This is a genomic window from Kitasatospora sp. NPDC054795 (genome assembly GCF_053611565.1).
The window spans coordinates 1-25,029 of record NZ_JBSHAP010000070.1 but is presented as its reverse complement, the minus strand read 5'-3'; the positions used below and the strand labels follow the sequence as shown (position 1 = coordinate 25,029).

Below are 25,029 nucleotides of genomic sequence, written 5' to 3'. Positions count from 1 at the left end.
TGAACGAGGCCAGAACGGCACCCTCCCCGGGCGGCGGTTCCTCGCGGGCCGGCGGACGCGGTGCCACGAGCCTGCGACGCTGCGCACAGTCACGGACGGAATCCCCCGGGACGACCCGGCCGGGCGCGACCTGGTCAACCCGGTGGCCGCGGTCCGCGCCGCCGCCCCGGTCGCCGAGCGGCACGCCGGCGTCCCCGGCACGGACCGCCCGGGCCCGCACGGGAGAATGGGCCGGGTGACCAGCACTCAGCCGCTCCCCCGGGGCCTCACCGCCCTGATCCCCGTCGCCCCCGCACCGGCCACGCCCGGTGAGCGGGCGGCCTCCCAGCTCCTCCATCTGCGCAGCGTGGAGGTGCCCCTGCCGCTCCTGGTGGCCGCCGCGGAGCTGATCGCCCCGCAGCTGGAGAGCGAGGACCCGGTCACCCGCGAGGCCGCCGAGGCCGTTCAGGCCCGTCTGCGGGCCGTCATCGCGCAGGCCGCGCTCGGGCGGTAGCGGGCGGCCCCGGCCCCGGTGTGCGGCGGGCCGGCTTTTCCGCGCGGGTGAATTCCGCGGCGTTTTCCGTGCCCCCGCCGTTCGGCGGGGGCACCCCCGCCGTCGGACGGAATTGTTCAAGGTGTTTCACAAAAGGGAAATTGACGTCCCAGTCGCGGGAACGGCCTGGCCCGGCGCAATGTCGATCATGAACCGCCGTCATCGGCGGATTTCCCTGAAAACCCCTCAGCAATTCCGTCGGCCGCCGATTTCGCGGAATCAAATTGATCGCTATACGATCCATCGGGAATCGGATCCTGATCCCCCGCCGGAACGGCAACCCCACGGTCGCCGGCGCCCCGGGCAGGAGAGCGCTCCGCCCCCCTCCGCAAGAACGCACCCCAGGTGGCCATGCATCCCCACACCGCCCACATCGACGGGTTCCACTACGGCTGGATCAACCCGCTCCTGTCCTACCTCATCGCCTGCACCGGCGCGGCGCTCGGACTGCGCTGCACCGTACGGGCCCTGACCCTGCCGCCGGCCCGGCGCCTGGGGTGGCTGCTGCTGTCCGCGGTCGAACTCGGCTGCGGCATCTGGACCATGCACTTCATGGCGATGATGGGCTTCGCCGTCACCGGCTCGACCGTCGTCTACCGCGTCCCCGAGACCCTCGGCAGCCTGCTGCTGGCCGTCGTGGTCGTCGGCGCCGGCGTCCTGTACGTCGGCTACCGCCGCAGGACGACGGCGTCCCTGCTGATCGGCGGCACCGTCACCGGCTGCGGTGTCGCGGCCATGCACTACCTCGGCATGTCCGCCATGCAGGTCGAGGGCGAGGTCTCCTACGACCCCGTGCTGGTGGCCGTCTCCATCGCCATCGCCGTGGCCGCCGCCACCGCGGCGCTGTGGATGACCCTCAACATCACCGGCTTCGCGGCCTCGCTGGCCGCCTCCCTCATCGCCGGGGTCGCGGTCACCGCCATGCACTACACCGGGATGGCCGCCGTCTCCGTCCAACTGGACGAGCGGTTCCAAGCCGACGGCCTGCCCGCCTCCCAGTTCGTCGTGCCGCTCGCCGTCGCCATCATGGCCGTCATCGCGATCGGCGGGTTCGTCCTCACCCTCTCCCCGCCGGAACCGGTCGACACCCCGGCCCGCGAGCCGCTGCGCGTCGAGCTCTTCGACCGCAGCACCTGACCGACCGCCGCGCCGTGGGCACGGCGCCGACGCGCCCCGGGGGCCGGTCTGCGTCAAGCTGGGCTTTTCCCAAGGTGGTTGAGACCACGCCAGGGGTGACGGAGAGCGATCGGACGGGCGGCGGCGGGCCCGGCCGTCAGGGCCGGGCGGGTGCCGGGTCCTGGACGCGCCCCTGCAGGGCCCTGGACAGTTCGGCGACGCAGGAAGCGAGTTGTCCGGTCGTCAGCTGCCCCGGGTCGCCGCCGCACCCGGCCGCCGGTGCGGCCGGTGTCGGGGCCGGTGTCGGTGTCGGTGTCGGGCGTCCGCCGGGCGCGGTGATGTCGCCGCTCAGCGAGACCAGGTTGGGGGTCACCGTGGCGTCGCCCGACAGGTCGATGTAGTCCTGGGTCTGCCCGTTGAAGTCCACGAAGCCGCGCCACATGTCCCGGCCGAACGGGACGATCTCCTGCAGCGCGCCGCCCTGCCCGGCGCTGATGGTGATCGAGGTCTGCTGCGCCATGTACGACACCATCCGGCTGGCCAGCACGTCCAGGTTCACCGACGGGCTGTCGTCGCCGCGCACGTACACGTGCAGGTCGTTGAGGCCGCCGCCGACCCGGTCGGCCTGCAGGACGGCGAAGGCCACCACCAGTTGCGAGGAGCTCTCCCGCGGCACCAGCGGCGTCACGTAGTACAGGTGGCCGTCCGCCCTGGAGCGCAGCAGGAACTCGCCCGGGTTGACGGCGTTGGTCGACGCCGAGGTGTGCGCGTAGCCGAAGCCGCGGTCGTCCTTCGCGCCGCGGCCGCCGAGCCACTGGATCTCGTGGATCTGCGAGCGGACCACCGAGGCCGGGTAGACGGCCCCCGGCAGCTCGCCCGGGGCCACGTCCGCCCGGTACGTCATGCTCGGGCGGCCGTCGGGCGAGCCGCGCAGCACCAGCACCCCGGCGGGCTCCAGGACGGTGCGCTGGCGCCAGCCGGTCTGCCGGGCCACCGAGATCACCACCACCGGCTGGGCGGTGCGGGGGTCGGTGCCGTCGCAGTAGCCCCAGATGTCCTGGTCGCTGTGGACGAGGTCCGGGAAGCGCTCGGCGAGCAGGTTGCGCAGGCTGACGGCCCCGGTGCCGGCGAAGGCCCGGCCGAAGGCGTGCTCGCCGCGGAAGGCGCAGGTGGTGACGGAGTTGGAGCGGCCGTCCCAGACGGCGACGCCCTCCATCGGCTGCTCGCCGGAGCCGTCCAGGACGGCCGTCCAGACGCCGCCGCCCGGTGAGGCGTCGGGCAGGTAGTGCAGGCTGTGGCCCATCAGGTGGACCCCGGAGGTCAGGCCGGCACTGTCGGTGAGCGCCTTGGTGGCCGCCGCGTAGGAGGCGGTGCGGGCCTCGAAGTCGAAGTCCGGCATCGGCGCGGTCTTCACGCAGGCCGGCACGTCGGCGGTGCCGACCAGGTCGCAGCGGGCGCCGTCGCCCGCGCGGGTGTGCTCGGTCACCGGCAGGACCGAGCGCGGTGTGCCGGCCCCGCCGGCGGGGACGTCGAGCACGGTGGCCGCCGCGTAGAAGCGGCCCGCGTCCTTGTCGTCGTCCCACAGTCCGGTGCCCGTGCGCACCAGCGAGCCGGCCACCGCCAGCAGCACCGCCGCCAGTGCCAGGCGCACCCGCCACCCGCCGTAGCCGGCCCCGGACTCCTGCGCGACGTACGCGACCACGCCCACCGTGCCGCACAGCCCGATCGCGACCCAGAGCCAGAACAGCGGCGCCGCGTCCAGCACGCCGCCGTGCGGGAGGAACTCCCGCTCGAGCAGCAGCACGTAGCTCTGGTCCTGCTGCCCGAACCCGCCGAACACGGTGTGCTTGACCAGCCGTACCAGCAGTGCGACCAGCGGCATCCACAGCCACCAGACGGCCAGCGCCGTCAGCCCGCGCCGCACCACGCCCCGCCGGACATCACTCTTCGTCACACGCCACCCCTGTCCCCGCCCCGGCCGCCCGCTGCCCCGCGCGCCGGTCCGCGACCTGACGGCGGGCGTCCGATGGTACGCGCCGCACCGCCCCGGCCGCCGGGATATCGCACGGCCAACCATGCGCCCGCCCAAGGGGTTTGCCGTCCGGGGGCCTCTCCCGGGCCGCGCTCCCGCGCCGGGGCCGGGGCGGGCACCGGGCCGGCCGGTGGCGGACCGTGACGGGGCGGAAACCCTCAGCACTTGACAGTCTCTTGCCCCGAGGCGCGTACAGCTCGTCGGCGGGTGTCCCTCGCGGTCGAGCCGGGCCCGTTCCTTGAGGTCCTGTCCGACGGAGAAGGCGCGCTCGCCCGCGCCGGTCAGCACGACCAGCCGCACCTCGTCGTCGCGTTCGACCTCGTCCCGGACCGCGCCGAGTTCGGCGTGCGTCCGCTGGTCCGTCGCGTTGAGCACGTGGGGTCGGTTCAGGGTGACGCGTGCGACGTGGCCGGCCCGCTCGTAGAGCACGGGCCGGTCCGTCGCGGGTTCCTGTGCCGCGGGGTCCGGTGCTGCGGGTGGCGGCGTCGCGGGGTCCGGTGCTGCGGGTGGCGGCGTCGCGGGGTCCGGTGCTGCGGGTGGCGGCGTCGCGGGGTCCACGCGGGCAGGCTACCGGTGGGCCCGGGCCGTCGGGCGCAGGCCGGGCCGCGGCGCCGCGGCCCGGTCAGCCGTCGCTGCCGATCGAGCAGTTGGGGTCGGGGGCGTGGCCGAGGGGCCAGGCGAGGGCGTCCAGGACGGCGTTCCTGGTGACCGGGTCGAGGTGGACGACGGGCACGGCCTTGTTGTACGGGTTGCCGTACTGGTCGAGGCAGATCCAGCCGCTCACGCCGTCGACCCGGTTGTCGCCGTGCAGCCGTCGCCAGCTCTGGACGACGTCGTCCGTCGAGGGCGTTGTCACGTTCCCCACCGTCTGGTTGCGGATGCCCGCGACGGCGGTGGAGACCGAGTCGTAGGTGATGATCACGCGGCCGTCGCGCAGGTCGGCGGGGCCGATCGCGTCGGGTGCCTTGGTGCCGGGCTCGGCCAGCAGGTCGGCCAGTTCCTTCGAGGCGGTCTTGGAGCCGCCGGGGCCCTCGGTGCTCTTCTCCCCGAAGGTGTCGGGGTGGGCGAGGGCGGTGTAGCGCACGGTGATGCCGGCGCCCGTGCTGAGGGCGTCCCACTTGTCGGCGAACTTCTCGTCGACCATCAGGGTGGAGGCGTGCGAGCCGGTGATGACCGTGTAGTGCTTGTTGCACTTCCGGTTGCCCAGTTCGACCAGGAACTGGCGCAGTTGGACCGGGCGGCCGGCGAAGTAGAGGGTCGTGGCGGCGGAGGTGCAGATGCTCGGCACCATCTGGTGGAAGTCGTTGGCGAGGTTGCCCTCGTCGTTGAAGTCGGGCGGCGACTGGTAGGTCTCCGGGGCGTTCGGGGCGCCCTTGGTGAGCTTCTCGAAGGTCTGGCGCAGGGTGGCGAGGTAGTTGTCGTTGTCGCGGGTGTCCTCGATCACCAGGGCCTCTTCGGGCTTGATGGCCGCCCCGTACGAGGTGAGGGCGCCGGCCTGGTCGGCGTTGCCGGGGGCGATGCGTGCCAGTCCCGGGTAGCGGCGCGGGTCGGCGGCGGTGTTCTTGATGTCGTCCGCGGTCATGGGGCCGGCGACGACCGGGATGTGCTTGTCCGCGGTGAGGTAGCGCACGGCCTGTTCGGTCTCGGCGATGCTGATGTTGATGCCCGTGACGGCCCGCAGGTTCTGCTTCCCGTCGGTCGCGGCCTGCGCCAGCTGGTCGGCGACGGCGCGCCACTGCAGGTAGCCGCGGCCGGGGTTGGCCAGCACCAGCCGGATCGGGGGCTGCCGCTTGTTCTTGTTCCGGTCGTCGTTGGCCCAGTGCTGGGCCAGGTAGGCGCCCTGCACCTGTTCGACCAGTTCGCGCCGTTCGGCGGGCGCGGCGGAGGTCATCGGGATCATCAGGGCGACGGTGACGGGCGAGCTGTCGGCCACGCGGTCGTTCTCGGCCTTGATGCGGGCGGTGACCTGCTTCAGCTCGTCGGTGAAGACGTAGGCGCCGTCGGTGACGCCGACGCACTCGTGCCGGTCCCCGCGCTGCTCCACGCCGGGGGCGCAGGAGGGGTCGTCGACCAGCAGGTACTCGTATCCCAGGTAGCCCCCGGCGGCCAGGACGGCGGCGGCCACGGCGGCCGCCAGCGCGCGGTTCAGGGGCCCTTCGGGCAGCAGGCTCATGGTCGGGGTCTCCTCAGATCGGGAGGTGGGGGGCCTGGACCCAGCGCCGCAGGAGCTGCGGCCAGGTCTCGTACGCGTGGAAGAACACCGTCTGGTGGGCGGCCCCGGCGAGCTGGGCCAGGGTGAGCAGCTGCAGCTGGACGCTCCCGATCAGCCGCTCGTCGGGCGGTGCGAGCGGGTGCGACTGCTGCCACAGCGCGTCGACGAGGAACTCGACCGCCTGGTGCACGGGGGTGCCGGCGCCCCCGCAGGCCGGGCAGTCCTCGGGCCGGGCCGCGAGGACGGTCAGGTTCCGGGGCGGGTGCGGCGCGGCGCAGACCAGGTTGAGGGCGGTGAGCCAGCCGGCCGTGTCGTGGTCGGCCAGGCGCCGGTGGAGGGCGCGCGCGACGGTGCCCGTGTCGAGGACGGCGAGGGAGTGGTGCAGGAAGCGGTCGTCGGGCGGGGCGGCGGCGGCCTGCGGGGCTCCGGCCTGCGGGGCGGCGGCCTGCGGGGCGTAGCGGTCGCAGAGGGTCTCGTGGATGTCGTGCCACCGCTCGGCCCCGGGGGTCGCGTCGAGCGCGGTGACCAGGCGGTGGCCGAGCAGGGCGCGCAGGGTGGGGTCGCCGACGAACGGCGCGCCGATACCCGGCCACGGGTGGACGCCCCAGTGGTCGCGCTGCAGCAGCCCTCTGGTCGTCTGGACGCGCAGGGTCCCGTTGTCGCCGGGCGGGTAGTGGGCGTCGAGCGCGTGGGCGGCGTCCTCGTCGAGCGCCGGGGCGAAGTTGGTCAGGCGCTCCCGGGCGATGTCGTCGGGGACCAGCAGGCGCAGCAGCCGCTCGTGCGCCGGTGTGCCGGGCTCGTCCTCGGCGGGCAGGTCGAACAGGGTGCGCGGGTCGGGGCTCTGCCCGAGGCGCACGGCCCGTCGGGCGGCCTGGACTAGGGCGTGGGCGATCCCGGCCCGGCCCGCGCTGAGGCGGTGGATCGACTGGGCGATGTCGGGCCCGGGGTGGTCCGTGCCGAACATCCACGTGACCTCGTCGAGGGTCAGCTGGGCCAGCGGCAGCCGCAGGGTCCAGCCGGCCGGCGTCCGCGGCCGGTCCTCGCGCCAGAACGGGCCGGTGGCGTTGCGTGTCGTCGCGGTGCTGCCCTCGGGGTCGGGGGTGGCCGGTTCCGGTGCCAGGACGGTGACGATCACGCCCGGCCGCGTCCGGACCGTCTCCTCGTGCCAGACCTCGGTCAGCATGTCCAGGACCGGGCGGCCGAGCGGGGTGTGGGCGTTGTCCAGGAGCAGCAGCGGGCGCGGCAGCCGGTTCCTCAGGCGCACCCAGGTGTAGTGGTCGTCGATGTCCGCCAGGAGGGCGGCCATCAGGTGGCGCTCGGCGCGCTCGCGGTCGTGCGGGTTGCCGCGGAAGCCGCGGGCGAGCTCGGAGAGCTGGACGTTCGCCTCGCCCTGGGCGCTGACCCGCCGTTCGGCCCACCAGCGCAGGCCGTTCGTGTTGGCGCGGGCGCCGAGAAGTTCGGTGGCGACGATGTCGGCGAGCGAGGCGACGAGTTCGTTGACCCCGGGGCCCAGCCCGGCCGCGGTGCCGAGGTTCGGGGCGACCTGCCTGATCCATTTCGCCACCTTGTCCCGGCGTACCTGGGCGTCGGGCTGGCTCTCGCGCAGCAGGCTCTCCAGGCGCCGGCCGGCGGCCTCCAGTTCACCGAGTCCGACGGTCTGCCAGCTGGTGACCGCCAGCAGGCCCTGGGTGAGCCGGGGGAAGGACAGGCCCGCGCCGAACCTGTTCGCCCGCCGGCTCAACTCGTACCGCAGGTGGAAAAGCAGGTCCGAGGTGTGGGAGGCGTTGCTCAGCCGGGGGGCCTCGTTCTCGGCGGGCAGGGCGAGGCCGGGACGGCCGAAGTCCGCGCGCCCGAGGTCCGCGTAGGCCTGGGGCAGGCGCTCGGCGTACCGCACCTCCAGGGTCTTCAGGAGGGTGGTCCTGCCGGTCAGGCGCCCGCCGGAGCACTCGACGAGCAGGGGGATCCCGGCCGGGACGCGCAGCCGGGTGCCGCCCCCGGGTTCGGGCCCCGACAGTTCGAGGCCGACCAGCGAGGGAACGACGTCCTTGAAAACAGCCGCCCGTCCGTCCAGAACCACCGCGCCCCCAGTCCTCCGGCGCGGCGGGAGTGCGCCGCGCCGGATGGAGAATAGGGGAACCGGTCGGTCCGCCACAGGCGTATCGCCGCGGACCGGCCCTCGGTTGCCAATTCGTGACTCGCCTGACATGCCGTCAGACTGCCTGCGGGGGCGGACCGGTGGGAACCGTGTTTCCCGTGGTGCCAGTGGGGCCGGTGGGACGGGGCGGCGCCGGGTCAGCCGGGTCAGCCGGGTCAGCCGGGTCAGCCGGTGGGACCGGTCCAGGCGACGGTCTTGCGCTGGAGCAGGAGCCCGTAGGTGAACTCGACCGAGATCCGGTCCGTGCCGTTCGGCAGGGCGTACGCGTACACGCCGGTGGCCTCCTGGCCCGGGGCCAGCGAGCCGGTGATGAGCTTCAGTTTGTCGCTGCCGTCGCTCAGCGAGAAGAGCAGGGCACCCTTGGCGTCCCTGACCGTGGGCAGTCCCGATCCGTTGAGCGGGAGCTCCTGGGATCCGGTGTTGACGACGGTGATCCTCAGCTGGACGATCGTGGCGTCCTTGGGCGGCTGGTACACGGTCAGGAGCGGGGAGTACGGCTCCGGCGCGGCCGTCGTGACCTTCAGCCCGTCCCCGTAGGTGTAGGTCTGGCCGAACGACAGGTGCCGGGCCCGCTCCTCCGCGGCCGCCTTCTCCTTCTCGGCCTCGATCCGCTTCAGCTCGGCGTCGATCCGCTGCTTCTCCTGGGCGGCCCGTTCCTGGGCGGCCTTGGTCGCGGCCTCGGAGCGGGCGCGCGCGGCGTCCGCCTCGGCCCGCCGCTCCTCGTTGACCGCCTGCACCCGGGAGACGACGACCGCCCCGGCGCCGACCGAGACCAGCAGGCCGGTGACGCCCAGGATCACGCCCGCCAGGGCCATCCCCCGGTTGGTCGCCGTGCCCTTGCGCGCGTAGCCCAGACCGATGGCACCGAACACGACGGCGAGCAGAGCCGGCAGCCAGGACAGCCAGAACAGGATGACGACCAGACCGAGGACGACACCGACGATCCCGAGCACCAGGGCGGCGATGCCCAGGCCGTTGCGGGGCTGCGGGGCGGGCATCGGCATCGGGTACCAGTACGGCACGCCGGGGGCGGGCGGCACGCCCGGGGCCCCGGCGGGGGCGGGGGCGGTGACGGACGCGGGGGCCGCGGTCTCGCCCCGGCCCGGGGTCAGCGGCGCCCACGGGTCGGCGGCAGCCGGTTCCCCGGCGGACCGCGGGCTGCTGTCGGGCGGGACGGGAACGGTCATGCGGGATCCTTCGGAAACGTCGAGACGATGAGCTGCTGCCGTCCGGCCCCGGGGCGGGGACCTTCCCGGGTGCCTCCGGGTCGTTCCCGGGTTTCTTCGGGTCGTTCCCGGCTCCCCGGCGGCGGCGACCCGCCCCGCGCGACACGGCCGCCCCCTCGTGCCGGGCCCGCGCGTCAACCCCCTGGGACGGGGCGCCGACAGCATCGGCGAGTGATCAACATACAGGGGCCCGCCCCGGGCTCCGACGCCGCGGTCCACGGGCGGCTGCGGGCCCAGGACGACGCCTCAGGACCCGTCCCGGTCGTCCGGGAGCTCCGGGCTGAACAGGTGCGCCTGCCGCACCCCGGCCCTGCGCAGCTCGTCCGCGACGATGCGCAGGACGGTGCGGGCCATGTGCGGGAGGACCAGGCCCTTGCAGTCCATCCACACGTACGGGATCGAGGCGTCGACGGCGGCGTGGTGTCCACGGCCCCATGGTTACCACGGGCCTGCGACAGTCCGGTGTCCTGCGGGTGAGCACCCGGCCGCCAGGCGGCGCCCGCCCGGGCGGGGAGGGGCGGGCGAGGCGGGGCCGGCGGATTCACCCAGGGCAGAACGCCGCGCTCTTCCCCCCGGGCCCCCGGTCCCTAGGCTGAAGGGGTGAGCACTCAAGCGCCGAACGAAGCCCGCGTCATCCCCCTGCGCCCGCACGCCTCGCCGCCCGCGTCCGGCGGGGAGTCCCGCCCCCCGCGGACGCCCGCGCGCCGGGAGCCGCTGTGGCGCGACGTCGTCGGCGACGTGCTGCGGCGCGAGCGGCTCGCCCAGGAACGCACGCTGAAGGACGTCGCGGAGGCGGCCCGGATCTCGATGCCGTACCTGTCGGAGCTGGAGCGCGGGCGCAAGGAGGCCTCCTCCGAGGTGCTCGCGGCAGCCGCCCGGGCGCTGGGGCTCGGCCTCGCGGACCTGCTCTCGCTCGCCCAGGACGAACTGGCCCGCTACGCCCCGAGCCGGGTCGGCCAGGGCCTGGCGGACCGGAACCGGACGGGCCGGGGCCTCGCGGGCCGGGGCCGCACCTCGCCCACGGGGCGGTACGACGGACTCTGCCTCGTCGCCTGACCGCGGCGCGGCTCCGCGGCGGCCGGGTGACGGCAGGGGCACGCCCCCCTGTCCTCGCCCGGCCGCGCGCCGCTCACCCGGACGCGAAGCGCCGGCTCAGCACCTGGTCGGCGATCCCGTAGGCGACGGCCTCCTCGGCGGAGAGCACCTTGTCCCGGTCCATGTCCGCGCGCAGCGTCGTCACGTCGTGGTGGGTGTGCCGGGACAGGACCTCCTCCACCTGCGCGCGGATGCGGACCATCTCCTTGGCCGCGAGGCTGAGGTCGGAGACCGTCCCCCGCCGGCCGCCGCTGGCCGGCTGACCGAGCAGCACCCGGGCGTGCCGGAGCACGAACCGCCGCCCGGGGTCCCCGCCGGCCAGCAGCACCGCCGCCGTGGAGGCGGCCTGGCCGACGCAGAAGGTGGAGATCGGCGCCTGCACGAAGGTCATCGTGTCGTAGATCGCCATCAGTGAAGTGAACGATCCACCGGGCGAGTTGAGGTAGATCGAGATCTCCCGCTCCGGGTTCTCCGACTCCAGGTGCAGGAGTTGGGCGATGACCACGTTGGCGACCGAGTCGTCGATCTCGGTGCCGAGGAAGACGATCCGTTCGTTCAGCAGCCGGCTGAAGACGTCGTAGGTGCGTTCGCCCTGCGCGGTGCGCTCGATGACGTAGGGAACCGTGTACGAGCCCATGTCACAGTCCGATCCGTCGGCGGGAGGCGGCCGGGCGGATGTCGGCGACCGACTCCACCACCCGGTCCACGAGCCCGTACTCCCTGGCCTGTTCGGCGGTGAACCAGCGGTCCCGGTCGCCGTCGCGCGCGATGGTCTCCTCGCTCTGCCCGGTGTGCTCGGCGGTGATCCGCTCGATGGCCCGCTTGGTGAACCGGAGGTTCTCCGCCTGGATCTCGATGTCCGCGGCGGTGCCGCCGATGCCCGCCGAGGGCTGGTGCATCATGATCCGCGCGTTCGGCAGGGCGAAGCGCTTGCCGGGCGCCCCCACCGTGAGCAGGAACTGGCCCATGCTGGCGGCGAAGCCCATCGCCAGCGTCGAGACGTCGTTCGGGATGAGCCGCATGGTGTCGTAGACGGCCAGACCCGCGGTGACCGAGCCGCCGGGGCTGTTGATGTACAGGCTGATGTCGGTGCGCGGGTCCTCCGCCGACAGCAGCAGCAGCTGCGCGCACACCCGGTTCGCCGACACGTCGTCGACCTGCGTGCCGAGCAGCACGATCCGCTGGGCGAGCAGCTGCGCCGCGAGGTGGTCGTCGAAGGCGCTGGGCGGGGTGTCGCCCTCCGCCGCGCGGGGCGGGGGCGTGGTGAGCGGGGCCATCGGGACTCCTTGTCGGGGCGGGGGCGCGGAACTCGCCGTCCACTCCACTCTCGCCCCGGGAGGGCCCCCGGATGCGGCCGCTCTGCCCGCGGCGGATTCGCCGAGGGCAGAGGGGGCCGACGCCCTGCGCCGGTGGGGCCGTTCGGGCCCGCGGGGGTCAGCGGACCGCCGGGGTGAGCAGGGTGAGGGTGCGGGCGGTGGCGTCGGCCTCGGCCCGCACGCCGAGGGGCAGCGGGAGGTTGGGGCCCGCGTGGCCGAGGTCCACGCCGGCGAGGACGGGCAGCGGGCGGGGGCCGAGCACGTCCAGGACCACCTCGCGCAGCGACGGCTCCGTCCCGTCGGCGGCGCCGACCCGGTGCGGGGTGCCGACCACCATCGCCGCGATCCGGTCCAGGACGCCGGACAGCCGCAGCGCGTGCAGGTCGCTCCAGACCGCGGACAGCGGCCGGTCCACCTCCTCCCAGAAGAGCACCGCGCCGTCGAAGCGGCCTGCGGGGACGGCGTACGGGGTGGCCTGGAGGGCGACGAGCCGGTTGAGCAGACCGCCGATCAGCGGGCCCCGGGCGCGGCCGGCGCGCCAGCACTGCCAGGGCGAGAGCGCCGGCAGCGCCCCGGGCGGGGCGGGGGCGGTGAGCACCCGCAGGTACGCCTCGCGCAGGGCCCGGCGCGCGCCGTCCTCCTCGGGGCCCTGCCCGGGCCCGCCCGCGAAGCGCTCGTTCCACGAGCCGCCGAGGCCGTAGGTGGCCATGTCGGCGTGCACGCCGACCAGTCCGGTGCGGGCGTGCAGGGCCAGCAGCAGTTGGGAGACGTCGCTGCAGCCCAGCACCGGCTTGGGGTCGGCGCGTACGGCGTCCAGGTCCACCTGGTCCAGCCAGCCGGTCACCGCCTGCCCGCCGGTGTGCGCGACGACCGCCCGCACCTCGGGGTCGCGCAGCAGCGCGTTGAACTCGGCCGCCTGCTCGGCGGGACGGGCCGCGGCCCACCAGTGCCGGCGCCCCTCGGCTACCGACGGGCACACCCGCACCCGGAAGCCGAGTTCCTCCAGGACGGCGGTGCCGCGGGTCAGGAAGGGCCGGGCGTCGGCGTCCAGCGGACCGGACGGCGCGGCCACCGCCACCAGGTCGCCGGGGCGCAGGGCGCGCGGAAGGAGCAGGGCGGTGGACACGTGGGCGACCCCGGTTTCGCAGGTGGGCGGATCCGGCCGGGCCGGACGGGCGGGACACCCCGGCGGCCGCACCGGCCGGGCAGGTCGGACCGCAGTCTCGCCGCCGGGCGGCCCGGCGGCAACCGGTTTTCGCCCGCCCCGGAACCGGGCGGCTCCGGGGCGGCTCCGGCGCGGCGGCGGCCGCCGAGCGCTCAGCCCGAGGAGACCGGGACGACCGGCAGGACCGGCAGGACCGGCCGGGCCGGGAGTCGGTCCAGCGCGATCCCGAAGCGGGTGCGGTAGGCGGCGAGGGCCTCGTCGTCGGCGAGGGTCCGCTCGGTGCGCCCGCCGTCCGGGGCGGTGGTGATCAGGCGGTTGCCGCTGATGGTCACCCGGCCGCCGTCCGCGGTGGGCAGCGAGCAGGTCGTCGAGCGGGTGAAGTGGGAGTGCGGCGAGGTGGCCTGCCACCAGCAGGTCGGGGCGAAGTCGGCGAGTTCGTGCGGGCGCGGGCCCAGGCGGTACTGCGGCACGCCGTCCAGCAGGACGTCCAGGTCGCCGTGCCCGCCGGTCGGGACGAGGGTGAACGCGCCCTCGGCGTCGGCCTGTTCGCCGCGCTCGTCCAGGCGCAGCGGGTGGCGGCTGAAGCGGCCGAAGCCGACGTCGACCAGCCACGGCTCGTCGAGGTCCACCCGCAGGGCGAGGTGGTCGAGCGGCGGGCCGAGCCGTTCGCCGTCGAAGACGCGGGCGGCCAGCAGGCTGACCCGGTAGCCGAGTGAGGTGAGCAACGCGGCGAAGGAGCCGTTGAGTTCGTAGCAGAAGCCGCCTCGGCGGCGGGTCACGACCTTGGTCCGCAGGGCGGCGGGGTCGAGGTCGACGCCCTCGCCGAGGTGGATGCTCAGGTTCTCGAACGGGACGGTGCGCAGGTGCGCGAGCTGGAGCCGGGCGAGGGCCTGCGGGGAGGGCGCTCCGGGGTCGGGGAGGGCGATGCGGTCGAGGTAGGCGGACCGCTGGGCGGCGGTGAGGCCGGCGGGGGGCTGGTCGGGGTGTGGCGCGTGATCCATCCGGCCATTCCACCGGGGCGCGGGGCGCGGGGACATCGGCTTTTGGTCCTACGTCCACCCGGACGGCCGTGCGCGGCCACGGGTCGGCATCGCCCCCGGGCGCTGCCCCCGCTCTGCCCTTTCGGCCCTCGTGGACGCCCGCGCCGGGGCCGTAGTCTCGACGGCCGGGGGCCGGACGGCGAAACGGGAGGGCCGGGAAGCGTGCGCAAGGCCGTGACACACTCGGTGCCGCCGGTGCCGCCGGTGCCCGGGGCCGCGCCGAGGAGGCGTACGCCGCCGGGCCCGGCCGCGCTGCCCGCCGCCCCCGGCAGGGCGCCGTACCCGGCCGAACTCGCCGCCCTCCAGCGGACGGTGGGCAACGCGGCCGTGACGCGCCGGCTGCAGCGCCAGGAGGCCCCCGGGGTCAGGGAGCAGGCGCGGCGCGACGCCGCCGACCCGACCGGGCACGGCGAGTGGGGCACGTTCCGCGAGGACATGGCCCGGGCGGGCTTCTCCGGGGATGTCACGGAGATCGCCTGGCAGCTCGTCCTCGGCGGCATCGCCGACCAGGGACGGCTCAACGACGAGGCCATGGCGCGGTTCACCGAGCGCCAGGACCAGCGCGACCACCGCGCGTCGAACAGCTGGTACCAGGAGCTGGTGAAGGTCGTCGGCGACCACCTGGAGATCGACACGCCGACGCTGGCCCTGTGGTCGGGCGGCCGGGAGATCAGCGACTACGCCCTCGCCAAGGGCCACACCCCGCTGGAGGCCACCGCCTTCGGCGGCGTGGTCGACCGGCTGGCCCTGACCCCGGACTGGATGCTCAAGACGCCGATGTGGAACGTCCTGTCCAAGGCCTTCGTGAGCCGCGCCCGCGGCCCCGTCCACATCTTCCTGCGGGCCTACGACCCCGAGAGCGTCCTCATCGCGCAGGAGGTGCCGCAGCTGCGGGTGGTCATGGCGCTCGACCCGGCGGTGCGGCTCGTCTGGCACCCGGTGTACGCCGCGGCCGACGGCCGGCTGATGGAGATCACCAGGGGCCTCGACCTGGTCCCCGACGCGCCCTGTTCCACCCGCGACGCGTGCGTGGGGATCCTCTACGACTACCTGCGCCTCGTCCACGACCCGGCCAACACCCGCTCCGAGCGCGCCCACGCGGACATGAGCGCCCGCCTCGCCGCCAACGGCAACCCCCCGTAGCGCCGGCGGGCCGTCGCCGCTCTCCCGCGCCGCCCGTGCGTCACCCCCGCGAACGACGCCGCCTCCGGCGGGTCCTCGGGAGGACCCGCCGGAGGCGGTCGCGGCCGGGGGCGGCGCGGAGCCCGGACGGTGGCACGTCAGGCGGCGAGGTGCTCCAGCGTGAACAGCGTCGCCCGGTAGGAGTACTGGGCGACGACCGAACCGGCGGCGCCGTTCGGGTCGGCGACCGCGGCGAAGCTCCCGCTGTGGCCCACCCGCAGGATCACCTCGGACGAGCCGGGCGAGGTGTGCAGCATCCGGAACTGCAGGTTGCCGTAGATCCACCCCGAACAGGTGGACACGTTGAAGTTGGAGCCGTCGGCCAGCCCCTCGTTCGCGTCGGTCGGGTTCTGCTTCCAGATGCCCAGGCAGGCGTCCTCGTTCGACCGGTTGCGGAAGATGAAGAGGTCGCTGTCGTTCTCGTAGTGGCACAGCTTCCACTGCTGGTTGTAGCTGCCGGTGTCGGGGTTCTGGACCACCTGGCTCCAGGAGCTGACCAGGCTCTTCTCCATGAGCTGTCCGAACGGCGTCTTGATGCGGTAGTAGCCGTCGTCGCAGACGTAGTGGTGCCACTCGGTCGAGGACAGTCCCTGGGGCGCGGCCGAGGCGGGGGCCGTGAACAGGGTGAGGCCGGCCAGTGGGGCCAGGGCGGCGGCGCCGAGGGCGCGCAGTGCCGTTCCCCGGCGGGTGGTCGCGGGTCGCTGCGGGTTCGTCACGGTTTCCTCCGTCGTCGTCGGGTCGGTGGGCACGGTGGTCAGCAGCTGCTGATGAGGAGTTGGGCGGCCCGGCGCACGGTGCCGGCCGGTTGGGCGGGTGCGCAGCCGACCGAGCCGATCTCCGGGGACTCGTAGGTGGTGAACGTCCCGGGGGTCGGCGAGGAGGTGACCCAGATGCCGGTGGTGGGGCCGCCGGTCTGGGCGCAGACGCGGTTGACGTACTGGCCGGTGACGACGCGGGTCCCCCGGTAGAGGCCGTAGCGCCCGGGGTCATTGAGGTTCCAGACGTCGCTCACGGTCTGGCTGGTGGTGCTGGAGGTGGTCTTCTGGACCGAGAAGCCGACCTTGGCCTCGACCTTGAGCCACAGCGGGCCCGCCGAGGCGGTGATCTCGGTCCTGTTGTCGACGGTGGTGGTGACCGAGCTGACCCGGCTCAGGGTGTCGCTGTGCTGTCCGGTGGTGCCCGGGGCGACGTTGACGATCAGGAAGTCGGTGACCGTCGGGGTGACCTGCACGTTGAAGGCTTCCATCGTGGTGCGGTCCACGGCCGGGTTGCAGAAGGTCGGGAGGGTGTCGGCGTGGGCTGCCGGGGCGGCGCCGAGGCCCAGCAGGCCGACGGCGACGGCGGTGGTGGCCGAGGCGGCGAGGGTCCGCCGGCGCGTCCTGTGGATGAGGGTCATCTGTTCTCCTCCGTGCTCTGGGTGGATGGTCCGCACTCCTGCGACCGGAACCGCGCGGGTACGGGCGGGGCGCGGTGGTGCTCCCCGTCGCGCGGTGGTGCTCCGTCACGCGGTGGACGCCGCCCGGCCCGGAGACGATCCTGCGCAAGGCCGTCACGAATTCCTCACGACCGGCTCACGGTGCCGGGGCCTCGGGCACGGCCTTCCCCGTCCCCTGCTCCGCCCGTGCGTCGCCCCCGCGAACGACGCCGCCCCCGGCGGGTCCTGGGCGAGGACCCGCCGGGGGCGGTGGCGGGAGGGGGCCGTTCGGGGCCCGGGCGCCGGTCGGGCGGTGGTCAGGCCGGGAGGTGGTCAGGCCGGGAGGTGGGTGGCCACCAGGGTGGCGAACTCCTCGGGGGTGAGGATGCGGATGCCGAGCTCCTCGGCCTTGGCGCGCTTGGAGCCGGCCTTCTCGCCCGCGACCAGGAGGGTGGTGCGCTTGGAGACCGAGGAGGAGGCCTTGCCCCCGGCGCGTTCGATCAGTTCGTTCATCTGGTTGCGGGAGAGGTCGGCGAGGGCGCCGGTCATGCTGCCGGTGACGACGACGGCCTCACCGGCCAGCGGTCCGCCGTCGCCACCGTCGTCGCTCCCCTCGCCGGTACCGTTCCCGCCGCCGGTGCCGCGCTCCCCCGCCGCGGCGGCGGGGGCGGTCGGGGCGGTGACGGCGGTGCCCACGCCGAGGGCGGCGAGGCGGTCCAGCAGCGGGGCGAGGTCGACGAGTTCGGCGGCGACGACGCGGGCCTTCTCGGTGCCGATGCCGTCGACGCCGGCCAGGGTTTCGGCGTCGGCGGCACGGATCGCCGTCATGCTGCCGAAGTGCGCGGCGATGCGGCGGGACATGGTCCGTCCGGTGCCGCGGATGCCGAGGGCGCAGAAGACCCGGTTGAGCGGCTGGGTGCGGGCGGTGGCGATCGCGGCGAGCAGGTTGTCCGCGCTGGTCTCCCCCATCCGCTCCAGGGTGAGCAGTTGCTCGCGGGTGAGGGTGAACAGGTCGGCGAGGTCGGCGACCAGGCCGGCTTCGACGAGCTGGACGGCGCGGGTGCCGCCGAGGCCCTCGATGTCGAGCTGGTCGCGGCCGGCCGCGTAGAGGACGGAGGCGACGGCCTGGCAGTTGCGGCCGCGCGTGCAGCGCCAGCGCTGTTCGGTGGTGTCGATGGCGTCGCCGCAGCGCGGGCACGCCTCGGGGAAGGCGATCGGCTGCTCGGCGCCGGTGCGGGCGTCGAGCACCGGGGCCTCCACCCGGGGGATCACGTCGCCGGCGCGGTAGACGAAGACCTGGTCGCCGATCATCAGCCCGCGCCGTTCGATGTCGGCGGGGTTGTGGAGGGTGGCGAAGGTGACGGTGACGCCGTCGATGACGACGGGTTCGAGGACGGCGCGCGGGGCGATGATCCCGGTGCGGCCGACGTTCCACTCCACCCCGAGCAGCCGGGTGACCTTGTGCTGGGCGGCCAGTTTGCGGGCCACCGCCCAGCGCGGGGCGCGCGAGCCCAGGCCGGCCTCGGCGCGGTCGGCGGCCAGGTCGGCCTTGACCACCACGCCGTCGATACCGAAGGGCAGTTCGGCGCGCAGCGCGGCGATCTCCTCGATCCGCTGCTGGACCTCGGTGATGCCCGCGCAGTGCCGCGGGCGGGCATCGGTGGTGGCGGCGGTGTTGGCGCCGAGGGCGGCGAGGTGGTCCAGCAGGGCGCTGTGGTCGAGGCCCTCGGGGCCGACGGCGTCGTAGGCGAAGAAGGTCAGTTCGATCCGGTAGGGGCGGTCCTTGGCCCGCAGGGTGCCGGCGGCGCCGCTGCGGGGGTGGGCGAAGGGGGTGGCGCCGTGCTCGGCGCGCACCCGGTTGGCGTGCTCGAACTGCTCCTGGGTGAGCAGGACTTCGCCGCGCAGTTCGATGTCGGCGGGCTCGGTGAGCTCGGCGGGCAGGCCGAGGACGGCGTCGGCGGCGTGGGTGATGTCCTCGCCGGCGAGGCCGTCGCCGCGGGTGATGAGCTGCTGCAGGCGCCCGGCGCGGTAGCGGGCGGCGATGGCGAGGCCGTCGAGCTTGGGCTCCACGCACCAGGCGGCGACCGGCCGGCCCAGGCGCCGTTCGAGGCCGGCGGCCCAGGACTCCAGTTCCTCGGCGGAGAAGACGTTGTCCAGGGAGAGCATCGGCGCGCTGTGCGGGACGTCGCCGGTGGCGGCGCCGCCGGCGACCTTTCCGGTCGGCGAGTCGGGCAGGGCCTGGCCGGGGTGGGCGCTCTCGTAGGCGGCGATGGCCCGCAGCAGGGCGTCGTACTCGTCGTCCCCGAGCGGGGTGGAGCCGTCGCTGTAGTACGCGGCGGCGGCCCGGACGGCGGTGGCGACGGCGACGGCGTACGCGGACGGGGAGAAGAGCGGGGCTGCGGTCTCGATCATGGGGGAATCATGGCGGTCGGCACTGACAACGGCCCGGCGGTGACGGTGGCCGCCCGGGCGGTGGCGAGGATCCCCGACGGCGCGGTCGCCCGACGGGACGGCGGCGGGGAGGCCGAGTCACAGTGGATCTTCGACCGCACCGTCTGCGCCTTCCTCGGCGAGCGCACCGTGGCCCTCACCGACGCGGCGACCGTCAGGAAGGGCGACACCACCGGCCGGATGGCCGTCCTCGCCCGCGCCGTCGTCGACGCGGCAGGAACCCGCCCGTAACCCGGCGGATCCGGCGCAGTGGCCGTCCGCCCCAACACCTGCTGTTCTCCGGGACCTTCGAGCAACGGCGGCCGAGCACCGTGCACACCGCCTCCCACCCCGTTGCCCGTTGCCGCTTCGGCCAGGCCGAAGCGGCAACGAACGGCAGAGCGGGCCGCTCAGCGCGGAAAGTAGGCCGGGCCGACTTCCCGTGCTTGGCTCACCGCGCATGCGCTGAGCGTTCCCGCCTCAGCCGCCGACCGCCGCAGCGAGGGGCCCGCACCCGCGCAGGGCAGCCCGGGCCCGGGCGACGCCGCAGGCGGTGGCTTTGGCCCCGCTGCCGACCGCGACGGTTCTCGTACCGAGGCCCGCGCAGGCGCGGCAGATGCCGGGCCGGGGCACCGGGTCGTGGCAGCGGCCGCATTCGGCGTACGGCGTCGGCGGGGGCGCTTCGGGGCGTTCCGGCGGCAGCTTGCGCTGGAGCCGGTCGCGGAGGATCGCCGCCGGGCAGTGCATCGGCTGTGGCAGCCCGGGGAGCAGGACGTGGGCCAACTCGGCCTCGCCGCATCCCCGTTCCAGCCACTGCGAGACGAGCGGGGCCAGCGCCCGCGCCTCGGCCTCGCCGAGGCGCAGACGGGGTTCGGGCCGGATCACCCGGAACAGGGTGGCCACGGCGGCCCGCGTCCGTTCATCCGGGAGGGTGGGTTCTTGTCCCGGGTCCTTTACGGAAGGGGTGACAGCGCCGCCGGTGCCTCCTCCGCCGGAGTCCGGACGGGGGACAGCCGGTGCGCGGTGCGGGGTGTCGAAGACGTGGGCCTCGGACCGGACGGTGCCGTCGGGCATCCGGACCCTGTCGACCCGGTAGTACCCGGCGTCCTTCAGTTCTTTGAGCGCCCGCCGCACGGCGCCCCGTCCCTGCGGACTGCTGTCCGCCATCTGCCGCCCGTCCTCCCGCCACCCGTCGGGGCGGGAGAGGAGGTCGGAGAGGAGGCCGCGAGCGGTGTAGCTGAGCCGACGGTCCTGCAACAGGCCGTTGGGAAGAACGGTGAACGCGCGCACGTGCGCGCTACGATGAATCTGCATCTGGAGGTTCTGCTCCTGGTGCCCGACCCCGGGGTGTTCCACCACCGCCGGGGTCTCCTATGTTCTGTTGATGATGCGGAAAGTAGCACACCGATTACGCGGAGTGCGAACCTTTCTCGCGCGAAGCCCGGCCTCCCGCCCCACGCGCGCCCCCACCCCCGCGGGGGGGGGGGGGGGCCCCCCCCCCCCCCCCCCCCCCCCCCCCCCCCGCGTCACCGCCCCCCCCCCCACTCCCCGCGCAGCCGCTCCCGCCGCCGGCCGAGGGCAGCAGTGGGAGCAGGGGGCTCAAGCGTGGACGCGTTCGATCGCCTCGAAGATGTCCGCATCGGTCTCCTGCTGCCATGACGGCAGATCCGCCCAGTCGGCGACATAGCCCGGCTTCGGATTCTCGATGTGCTTGTGGATCTGGGCGATCCAGCACGTCGCGACGAACCGGCCCTTCTGCTCCCGGGTGAGCTTGGACGTGCTGCCGCCGCTCACGACGATGAAGTCACGGACCTGGCCGAAGACGGCGGCCGCGCACTCGCGCTCCCACTCGGGAGTCTCGGCCCACGCGGCGACATAGCCTGCCTTCGGCTCGCCCGGGTAGTGCTTCGACACACCGGCGATCCACGCTTCGCGGAAGATCTGCCCGTCGGACGACATGCGGTACTCCTTCGTCAGGCGGCGCTGTCGAGCGCCGAAATCTGCTGGTACAGAGCCGAGGCCCGGCCATCGGCCACGAGCGGAACGAGGCGTCTCCTGACCGCGTGCAACTTCCTGCCGAGGTAACCCGAGCCGGTCCGGTCGACCAACTCCAGGGCAGCACGAGTGTAGTGACTCGCCTGATCCAGATCGCGGCGCTCGACGCCGAGGGCCGCCAACTCCGCGAACACCGCTCCTCTGCGACGCAGCGACAGTTGCTGGGAGAGCGCGGATGTCAGTGCCTGCTCTGCCAGATCCGGTCGGCCGAGGGCGAGGTAGCAGGTGCCGCGTTCCTCGGCGAGACGCGAACCGTCGAACCGGAGCCAGCCGTCGTTGTGCGGCCGGCCGGACAGATCGTGCACCTGCTCGGCGGTACCCAGCGCCCGTTCGGTCGCTTCGAAGTCGCCGAGACCTGCGAATGCCTCCGCCTGGACCGCCGCAACCCAGTAGCGGGTCGAGAGCTGGCTGTCTCCTCGTTCCGCGACCTGAGAGGCCGCTGCCAGGATCGGAGCCGCGACGGCGAAACGGTTTTCATAGAGCTCCACAAAGGCGTGCCGCGTCAGCGCGCAGGCCCACAGGTCGAAAGCGCCGGCTTCCCTGCCCGCGCTCGCGGCGAGCGTGTAGCACTGAGCCGCGTCGGTGTACCGGTTCGCATCGAAGAAGATCTCACCCGCGAGCTGATACAGATCTCCCACCATCGAACAGAGCTGTCGGCGCGATTCGTCGCTCTGGCTTCCCCCCAGCCCCTCGGCGAGTAGGCCCAGTTGATGTTTGACCATCGGGTACACGGCCTGCTTGGAGTCGGAGAGCCCGAACAGCTTCCACAGGTGCGCGTTCACCTCCGGCCCGGCTTCTGTCAGTGACGTGGCCGTCCCGGATCGGGGCGAGGGCCTCTCGGCGCTTGGCAGGGCGATGAGCGCGCCGGTCGTGGCGAGCAGGCTCAGGACATCGCGACGCTTCATGTCGTCAGTATCACCAAGAGGCGGGGCGGCGGTGTAGGCCACCGAACAGTCAGGGGCTTTCACCTCTGGTGCGAGGAGGTCCGCCAGACCCTCGGGGGTGACCCTGAGGACCTTTGCCATCTTGGAGTGCACGTACCCCTGGGGGTTGGTCGCGCCGGCCTCCCAACGGGTGACCGTGGAGACTGCCACTCCCAGTTCGCCGGCGAACGCCTCCTGACTGTAGCCCAGTGCCTTGCGGCGCTGCGCGAGTCGCTTCCTCCTCGGAGTCACAACCGCCCCCGCTCGGCTCGAAGGGCTCCAGGTCACGCAGGGTAGTGAGCTGATTATGCCTGACCAATGCTCAACTTCTGCTCTGGTTCCCGACAACTCCCGCACCGTTCACTGGATGCAGCTACCCCCGGCACCGCTCGCTCCCCGAGCGGCCATGAAATCCGGCGCCCGTCAGGACAAGTCATACCGGGCCGGGTTCCCTCACAGCTGCTCGCCCCCGTCCGGGCGGGCAGCGCTGACTCCGATTGGAGAGGCTCATGACCACCTCCACCACGTCCGGCGTCGAGCTGGACGAGCTGGGCAGGTTCTTCACCGTCGCCGCGCGGCGGATCGACGCCGGTCAGACCGCGCCGGAGATGTTCTCCGCCGCCATCGACGCCGCGTGGCACCGGCTGGCCGCCGACCCGGCCGCGCACCAGGCGTTCACGCTCCGGCACGCCGGCCGCACGCTCGTCCACGTGGAGAGCTCCGGTACCGGCGTCGTCTCCTGGGTGAGCGCCTACGAGGAGGCGTACGGCCCGCTGCCCGAGGTCTGGTTCACCGACGCCGACGGCACGGTCAACGCCGAGGCTCTGGCCCGCTACCGCGAGAGCGGCGAGGTCCGGGCCGAGTGGAACTGCTCGCCCGAGCCGGGTGACGGCGACGGTGACGAACTGGTCCCGGTGGCGTCGCACCTGTGATCACCGCACTGTCCGACGGGGCGTCCCGGCCGACCGCCGGGGCGCTCCGCCTCACCGAAGCCCGGACAGAGAACCCGGCCGGCTTCGACGTGGACGGCTACCTCGCCGGGCTGGCCGAGCACTGCCCGTTCCTCGGGCCGTCCGTCCGGCGGTGCATGACCGGGTGGACCGTCTACGAGATCGCCCCGGGCAGCCACCGGTACGCGGTGGAAGCCGAGTTGTTCCACGCCGGTGTCCAGGCCGCTGAGTGGGTCCGCCCGCTGATGCCCCGGCCCTACGGCATCCTCGCCTGCGAGAACGTGGTGCTGACCGGGCGCTGCGAGGGGGTCGACCACCGTGAGTTGATGGCCTGGCCGCACTGGGCGTTGAAGCACCTGTACGCCCCGGTCGGAGTCATGTTCGGCAAGTTCCCCCAGGGCGCCGTCGAGCGCGGTCGGCGCGGGCAGGACATCCCGCCGCCGCCGTTCTCGTTCCTCCCGGTGCGGGCGGGAGTACGTCCCCTGGACCCGAAGTTCCTCACGGGGACGCCCGATCTCGCCGCAGCGCTCGCTATCGCGGCGGACGACGGCCGGGACGTCTTCGAGCACATCCCCTGCGAGTGGAAGGCAGTCAGACAATGGGCGAGTTCCTTGCCGAGGCGGCAGAAGCACTGAAGGCCGCGGAGGCCCTCTGCGGGCCGCCGGAGCTGACGAAGATCAGCGACCGGCGCGGCTCGGCGGTGTGGAAGGCCACCGGACCGCACGGCGCGGCGAGCATCAAGCTCGGCACCGGCGAGGCCGCCGAGGCCACTGCCCGCGAAGCCTCCGTCCTCGACCAACTCCCCGGCTACACCATGACCTCCGGCCGCTGCACCGACGGCGTCTGGTACGTCACCCCGTGGCTGACCGGACCTTCCACGTGGCAGATCTTCCGCCCGGTGCGCAAGGACGGTTGCCGGAAGGTAGAAGCCCTGGCCGCCGCCGTGGGCTTGTGCCGTGCCGTCGCCGACCTCCACGCCGCAGGGTGGGTGCACGGCGACCTCCAGCCCGCGCACGGCATCCACGGCGAGGACGGAACGGTACGCCTGCTCGACTTCGCCTGGACACGGCGGATCGACAGCACCCCGTGGACCACCTTCAACGGCACGATGATCCACCTCACCGCACCCGAACTGGCCGCCCGGATCATCAACGGCCCCCAACCCGTCCAAACGACCCTCACCGCCGACGTCTACGCCCTCGCCGCCACCCTGTGGACCTGCGTCACCGGCACATGGCCCCTGGACTACGCGACCGCCGGCCTCGAAACCGAAACGCCGGTGGACGAGATCCGCAAGGCCATCGCCCACCGGACCGTCCCGATGTCCACCGCGATGCCCTGGCCCGCCCTCCAGACCCGGCTGCGCCACGTCCTGCTGGCCGCCCCCGACGACCGGCCCACCGCCGCCGAACTGGCCGAGTCGACCGAAGCGGTGGACGGGTGATCGAGCTACGGGAACTGGGCCCCTACGACGCCAAGGCCCTCCTGCGGATCTACAGCACGGAGTCGACCAAGTACCTGGGCCGACCACCGATGGACACCGACGAGGCCCACCACCGACTGCGCGACATCGTCGCCGCTGCCGCGCAGTCGCCACGAACGCTGTACGTACTCGGCCTGGCCGTGGACGAAGACCTCGTCGGCGTCATCAAGCTCCACCGGCACCACCCGGTCGCCGCCATCAGCTACATCCTGCGCTCGGACGCCTGGGGCCGGGGCTACGCAACCGAAGGGGTCCGCAGGCTCCTCGCACTCGCCTTCGGCCACCTTGGTCTGCCAGAGGTCCGCGCCAAACACCGCGCCGACAACCCCGCCTCCGGCCACGTCCTCCGCAAGGCGGGGTTCATCCCGACCGGCGAGCGTTCCGGCTTCATGACCTACACCCTCGTATCGCCCGGACCAGGACACAAAACGGATCGGACGACCACCCCGCAGGCGGCGGAGGGGCTCTGCCGAGTTCCCACGAAGACCACTGACCCGATTGTCATGTAGAAGGTCCATCCCGGCGTCGACTGTGGCTCCATCGGACGCCCGGACCTTCCAGCCCCCGCTTTCGATCGACCTGCCAGTTCCACAGGCGACCGGCTGTTCGACTTCCTGCGCAGCAGACGGTTGGGTCCGTGCTCGGCGGCCCCGGCCATGAGGGCCGGGGCCGCCCAAGCTCGTTTTCGGGTGGGCTCGTGTGC

The 25,029-nt window shown here is 73.7% G+C and carries 24 protein-coding genes and 2 pseudogenes; 9 read left to right on the top strand and 17 right to left on the bottom strand.

Annotation, left to right across the window (positions count from 1 at the left end; translation table 11 throughout):
* Nucleotides 1–235 precede the first annotated feature (235 nt).
* Both ACWGJO_RS24425 and ACWGJO_RS24420 read left to right on the top strand, forming a co-directional pair.
* On the top strand, nucleotides 236–493 hold the full coding sequence (locus ACWGJO_RS24425) for a hypothetical protein (protein ID WP_380357037.1): 258 nt from the start codon (nucleotides 236–238) through the stop codon (nucleotides 491–493).
* Nucleotides 494–883: 390 nt separating this feature from the next.
* Nucleotides 884–1,669, top strand: coding sequence for an MHYT domain-containing protein (locus tag ACWGJO_RS24420; protein WP_452186829.1), 786 nt, complete (start codon nucleotides 884–886; stop codon nucleotides 1,667–1,669).
* A gap of 136 nt (nucleotides 1,670–1,805) precedes the next feature.
* Here the strand turns inward: ACWGJO_RS24420 and ACWGJO_RS24415 are convergent, their stop codons facing one another.
* From ACWGJO_RS24415 to ACWGJO_RS24390, 6 genes and pseudogenes are all read right to left on the bottom strand, one after another.
* The gene (locus ACWGJO_RS24415; protein WP_452186867.1) at nucleotides 1,806–3,602 is read right to left on the bottom strand and encodes a hypothetical protein; all 1,797 of its coding nucleotides are present in this window, start codon (nucleotides 3,600–3,602) and stop codon (nucleotides 1,806–1,808) included.
* Nucleotides 3,603–3,899: 297 nt separating this feature from the next.
* Nucleotides 3,900–4,109: pseudogene (locus tag ACWGJO_RS24410) on the bottom strand (enoyl-CoA hydratase-related protein); the annotation flags it as partial.
* 193 nt (nucleotides 4,110–4,302) lie between these two features.
* Nucleotides 4,303–5,853, bottom strand: a complete 1,551-nt coding sequence (locus tag ACWGJO_RS24405) for a hypothetical protein (RefSeq protein ID WP_452186827.1) — start codon at nucleotides 5,851–5,853, stop codon at nucleotides 4,303–4,305.
* 13 nt (nucleotides 5,854–5,866) lie between these two features.
* On the bottom strand, nucleotides 5,867–7,969 hold the full coding sequence (locus ACWGJO_RS24400; RefSeq protein WP_452186825.1) for a hypothetical protein: 2,103 nt from the start codon (nucleotides 7,967–7,969) through the stop codon (nucleotides 5,867–5,869).
* Nucleotides 7,970–8,211: 242 nt separating this feature from the next.
* Nucleotides 8,212–9,234: a DUF4190 domain-containing protein gene (locus tag ACWGJO_RS24395; RefSeq protein WP_452186823.1), complete on the bottom strand. Its 1,023-nt coding sequence runs from the start codon at nucleotides 9,232–9,234 to the stop codon at nucleotides 8,212–8,214.
* 285 nt (nucleotides 9,235–9,519) lie between these two features.
* Complete coding sequence (locus ACWGJO_RS24390; protein WP_452186821.1) at nucleotides 9,520–9,657, bottom strand: hypothetical protein; 138 nt, start codon at nucleotides 9,655–9,657, stop codon at nucleotides 9,520–9,522.
* A gap of 216 nt (nucleotides 9,658–9,873) precedes the next feature.
* Between ACWGJO_RS24390 and ACWGJO_RS24385 the strand changes: the two genes are divergently transcribed.
* Complete coding sequence (locus ACWGJO_RS24385) at nucleotides 9,874–10,329, top strand: helix-turn-helix domain-containing protein (protein WP_452186819.1); 456 nt, start codon at nucleotides 9,874–9,876, stop codon at nucleotides 10,327–10,329.
* A 73-nt stretch (nucleotides 10,330–10,402) separates the two neighbouring features.
* Here ACWGJO_RS24385 and ACWGJO_RS24380 read toward each other — a convergent pair whose 3' ends face one another.
* The 4 genes from ACWGJO_RS24380 to ACWGJO_RS24365 form a co-directional block, all read right to left on the bottom strand.
* Complete coding sequence (locus ACWGJO_RS24380) at nucleotides 10,403–11,005, bottom strand: ClpP family protease (RefSeq protein ID WP_452186818.1); 603 nt, start codon at nucleotides 11,003–11,005, stop codon at nucleotides 10,403–10,405.
* A 1-nt stretch (nucleotide 11,006) separates the two neighbouring features.
* On the bottom strand, nucleotides 11,007–11,645 hold the full coding sequence (locus ACWGJO_RS24375; RefSeq protein WP_452186816.1) for an ATP-dependent Clp protease proteolytic subunit: 639 nt from the start codon (nucleotides 11,643–11,645) through the stop codon (nucleotides 11,007–11,009).
* A 157-nt stretch (nucleotides 11,646–11,802) separates the two neighbouring features.
* Entirely contained in the window at nucleotides 11,803–12,810 is a 1,008-nt protein-coding gene (locus ACWGJO_RS24370; protein WP_452186814.1) for a S66 peptidase family protein, read from the bottom strand.
* A 191-nt stretch (nucleotides 12,811–13,001) separates the two neighbouring features.
* Nucleotides 13,002–13,850: an arylamine N-acetyltransferase family protein gene (locus tag ACWGJO_RS24365; protein WP_452186812.1), complete on the bottom strand. Its 849-nt coding sequence runs from the start codon at nucleotides 13,848–13,850 to the stop codon at nucleotides 13,002–13,004.
* Between the two features lie 201 nt (nucleotides 13,851–14,051).
* Between ACWGJO_RS24365 and ACWGJO_RS24360 the strand changes: the two genes are divergently transcribed.
* On the top strand, nucleotides 14,052–15,032 hold the full coding sequence (locus ACWGJO_RS24360) for a hypothetical protein (protein ID WP_452186810.1): 981 nt from the start codon (nucleotides 14,052–14,054) through the stop codon (nucleotides 15,030–15,032).
* Nucleotides 15,033–15,169: 137 nt separating this feature from the next.
* Here the strand turns inward: ACWGJO_RS24360 and ACWGJO_RS24355 are convergent, their stop codons facing one another.
* The 3 genes from ACWGJO_RS24355 to ligA all read right to left on the bottom strand — a co-directional run bounded on the left by ACWGJO_RS24355 (nucleotide 15,170) and on the right by ligA (nucleotide 18,897).
* Nucleotides 15,170–15,787, bottom strand: a complete 618-nt coding sequence (locus tag ACWGJO_RS24355; RefSeq protein ID WP_452186808.1) for an RICIN domain-containing protein — start codon at nucleotides 15,785–15,787, stop codon at nucleotides 15,170–15,172.
* 38 nt (nucleotides 15,788–15,825) lie between these two features.
* On the bottom strand, nucleotides 15,826–16,467 hold the full coding sequence (locus tag ACWGJO_RS24350) for a hypothetical protein (RefSeq protein ID WP_452186806.1): 642 nt from the start codon (nucleotides 16,465–16,467) through the stop codon (nucleotides 15,826–15,828).
* A 351-nt stretch (nucleotides 16,468–16,818) separates the two neighbouring features.
* Nucleotides 16,819–18,897, bottom strand: a complete 2,079-nt coding sequence (gene ligA / locus ACWGJO_RS24345; protein WP_452186804.1) for an NAD-dependent DNA ligase LigA — start codon at nucleotides 18,895–18,897, stop codon at nucleotides 16,819–16,821.
* A 9-nt stretch (nucleotides 18,898–18,906) separates the two neighbouring features.
* Between ligA and ACWGJO_RS24340 the strand changes: the two genes are divergently transcribed.
* The gene (locus ACWGJO_RS24340; protein WP_452186802.1) at nucleotides 18,907–19,167 is read left to right on the top strand and encodes a hypothetical protein; all 261 of its coding nucleotides are present in this window, start codon (nucleotides 18,907–18,909) and stop codon (nucleotides 19,165–19,167) included.
* A gap of 228 nt (nucleotides 19,168–19,395) precedes the next feature.
* Here ACWGJO_RS24340 and ACWGJO_RS24335 read toward each other — a convergent pair whose 3' ends face one another.
* The 4 genes and pseudogenes from ACWGJO_RS24335 to ACWGJO_RS24320 form a co-directional block, all read right to left on the bottom strand.
* Nucleotides 19,396–20,274, bottom strand: coding sequence for a hypothetical protein (locus tag ACWGJO_RS24335; RefSeq protein ID WP_452186801.1), 879 nt, complete (start codon nucleotides 20,272–20,274; stop codon nucleotides 19,396–19,398).
* Nucleotides 20,275–20,514: 240 nt separating this feature from the next.
* A complete protein-coding gene (locus ACWGJO_RS24330; RefSeq protein WP_452186799.1) occupies nucleotides 20,515–20,874 on the bottom strand; it encodes a hypothetical protein in 360 nt (119 codons plus the stop codon).
* 14 nt (nucleotides 20,875–20,888) lie between these two features.
* Nucleotides 20,889–21,875 (bottom strand): transcriptional regulator, encoded by a 987-nt coding sequence (locus tag ACWGJO_RS24325; protein ID WP_452186863.1) that lies wholly within the window; start codon nucleotides 21,873–21,875, stop codon nucleotides 20,889–20,891.
* 87 nt (nucleotides 21,876–21,962) lie between these two features.
* Nucleotides 21,963–22,145, bottom strand: a pseudogene (locus ACWGJO_RS24320) (helix-turn-helix transcriptional regulator); the annotation flags it as partial.
* A gap of 257 nt (nucleotides 22,146–22,402) precedes the next feature.
* On the opposite strand from ACWGJO_RS24320, the gene ACWGJO_RS24315 reads away from it, so the two are divergent.
* The 4 genes from ACWGJO_RS24315 to ACWGJO_RS24300 are packed head-to-tail and all read left to right on the top strand — an operon-like array spanning nucleotide 22,403 to nucleotide 24,835.
* The gene (locus tag ACWGJO_RS24315) at nucleotides 22,403–22,825 is read left to right on the top strand and encodes a hypothetical protein (protein ID WP_452186797.1); all 423 of its coding nucleotides are present in this window, start codon (nucleotides 22,403–22,405) and stop codon (nucleotides 22,823–22,825) included.
* Nucleotides 22,822–23,478, top strand: coding sequence for a hypothetical protein (locus ACWGJO_RS24310; protein WP_452186795.1), 657 nt, complete (start codon nucleotides 22,822–22,824; stop codon nucleotides 23,476–23,478). The genes ACWGJO_RS24315 and ACWGJO_RS24310 overlap by 4 nt, the downstream gene beginning before the upstream one ends.
* Entirely contained in the window at nucleotides 23,442–24,287 is an 846-nt protein-coding gene (locus ACWGJO_RS24305; protein ID WP_452186793.1) for a protein kinase domain-containing protein, read from the top strand. The genes ACWGJO_RS24310 and ACWGJO_RS24305 overlap by 37 nt, the downstream gene beginning before the upstream one ends.
* Nucleotides 24,284–24,835: a GNAT family N-acetyltransferase gene (locus ACWGJO_RS24300; protein ID WP_452186790.1), complete on the top strand. Its 552-nt coding sequence runs from the start codon at nucleotides 24,284–24,286 to the stop codon at nucleotides 24,833–24,835. The genes ACWGJO_RS24305 and ACWGJO_RS24300 overlap by 4 nt, the downstream gene beginning before the upstream one ends.
* Nucleotides 24,836–25,029 lie beyond the last annotated feature (194 nt).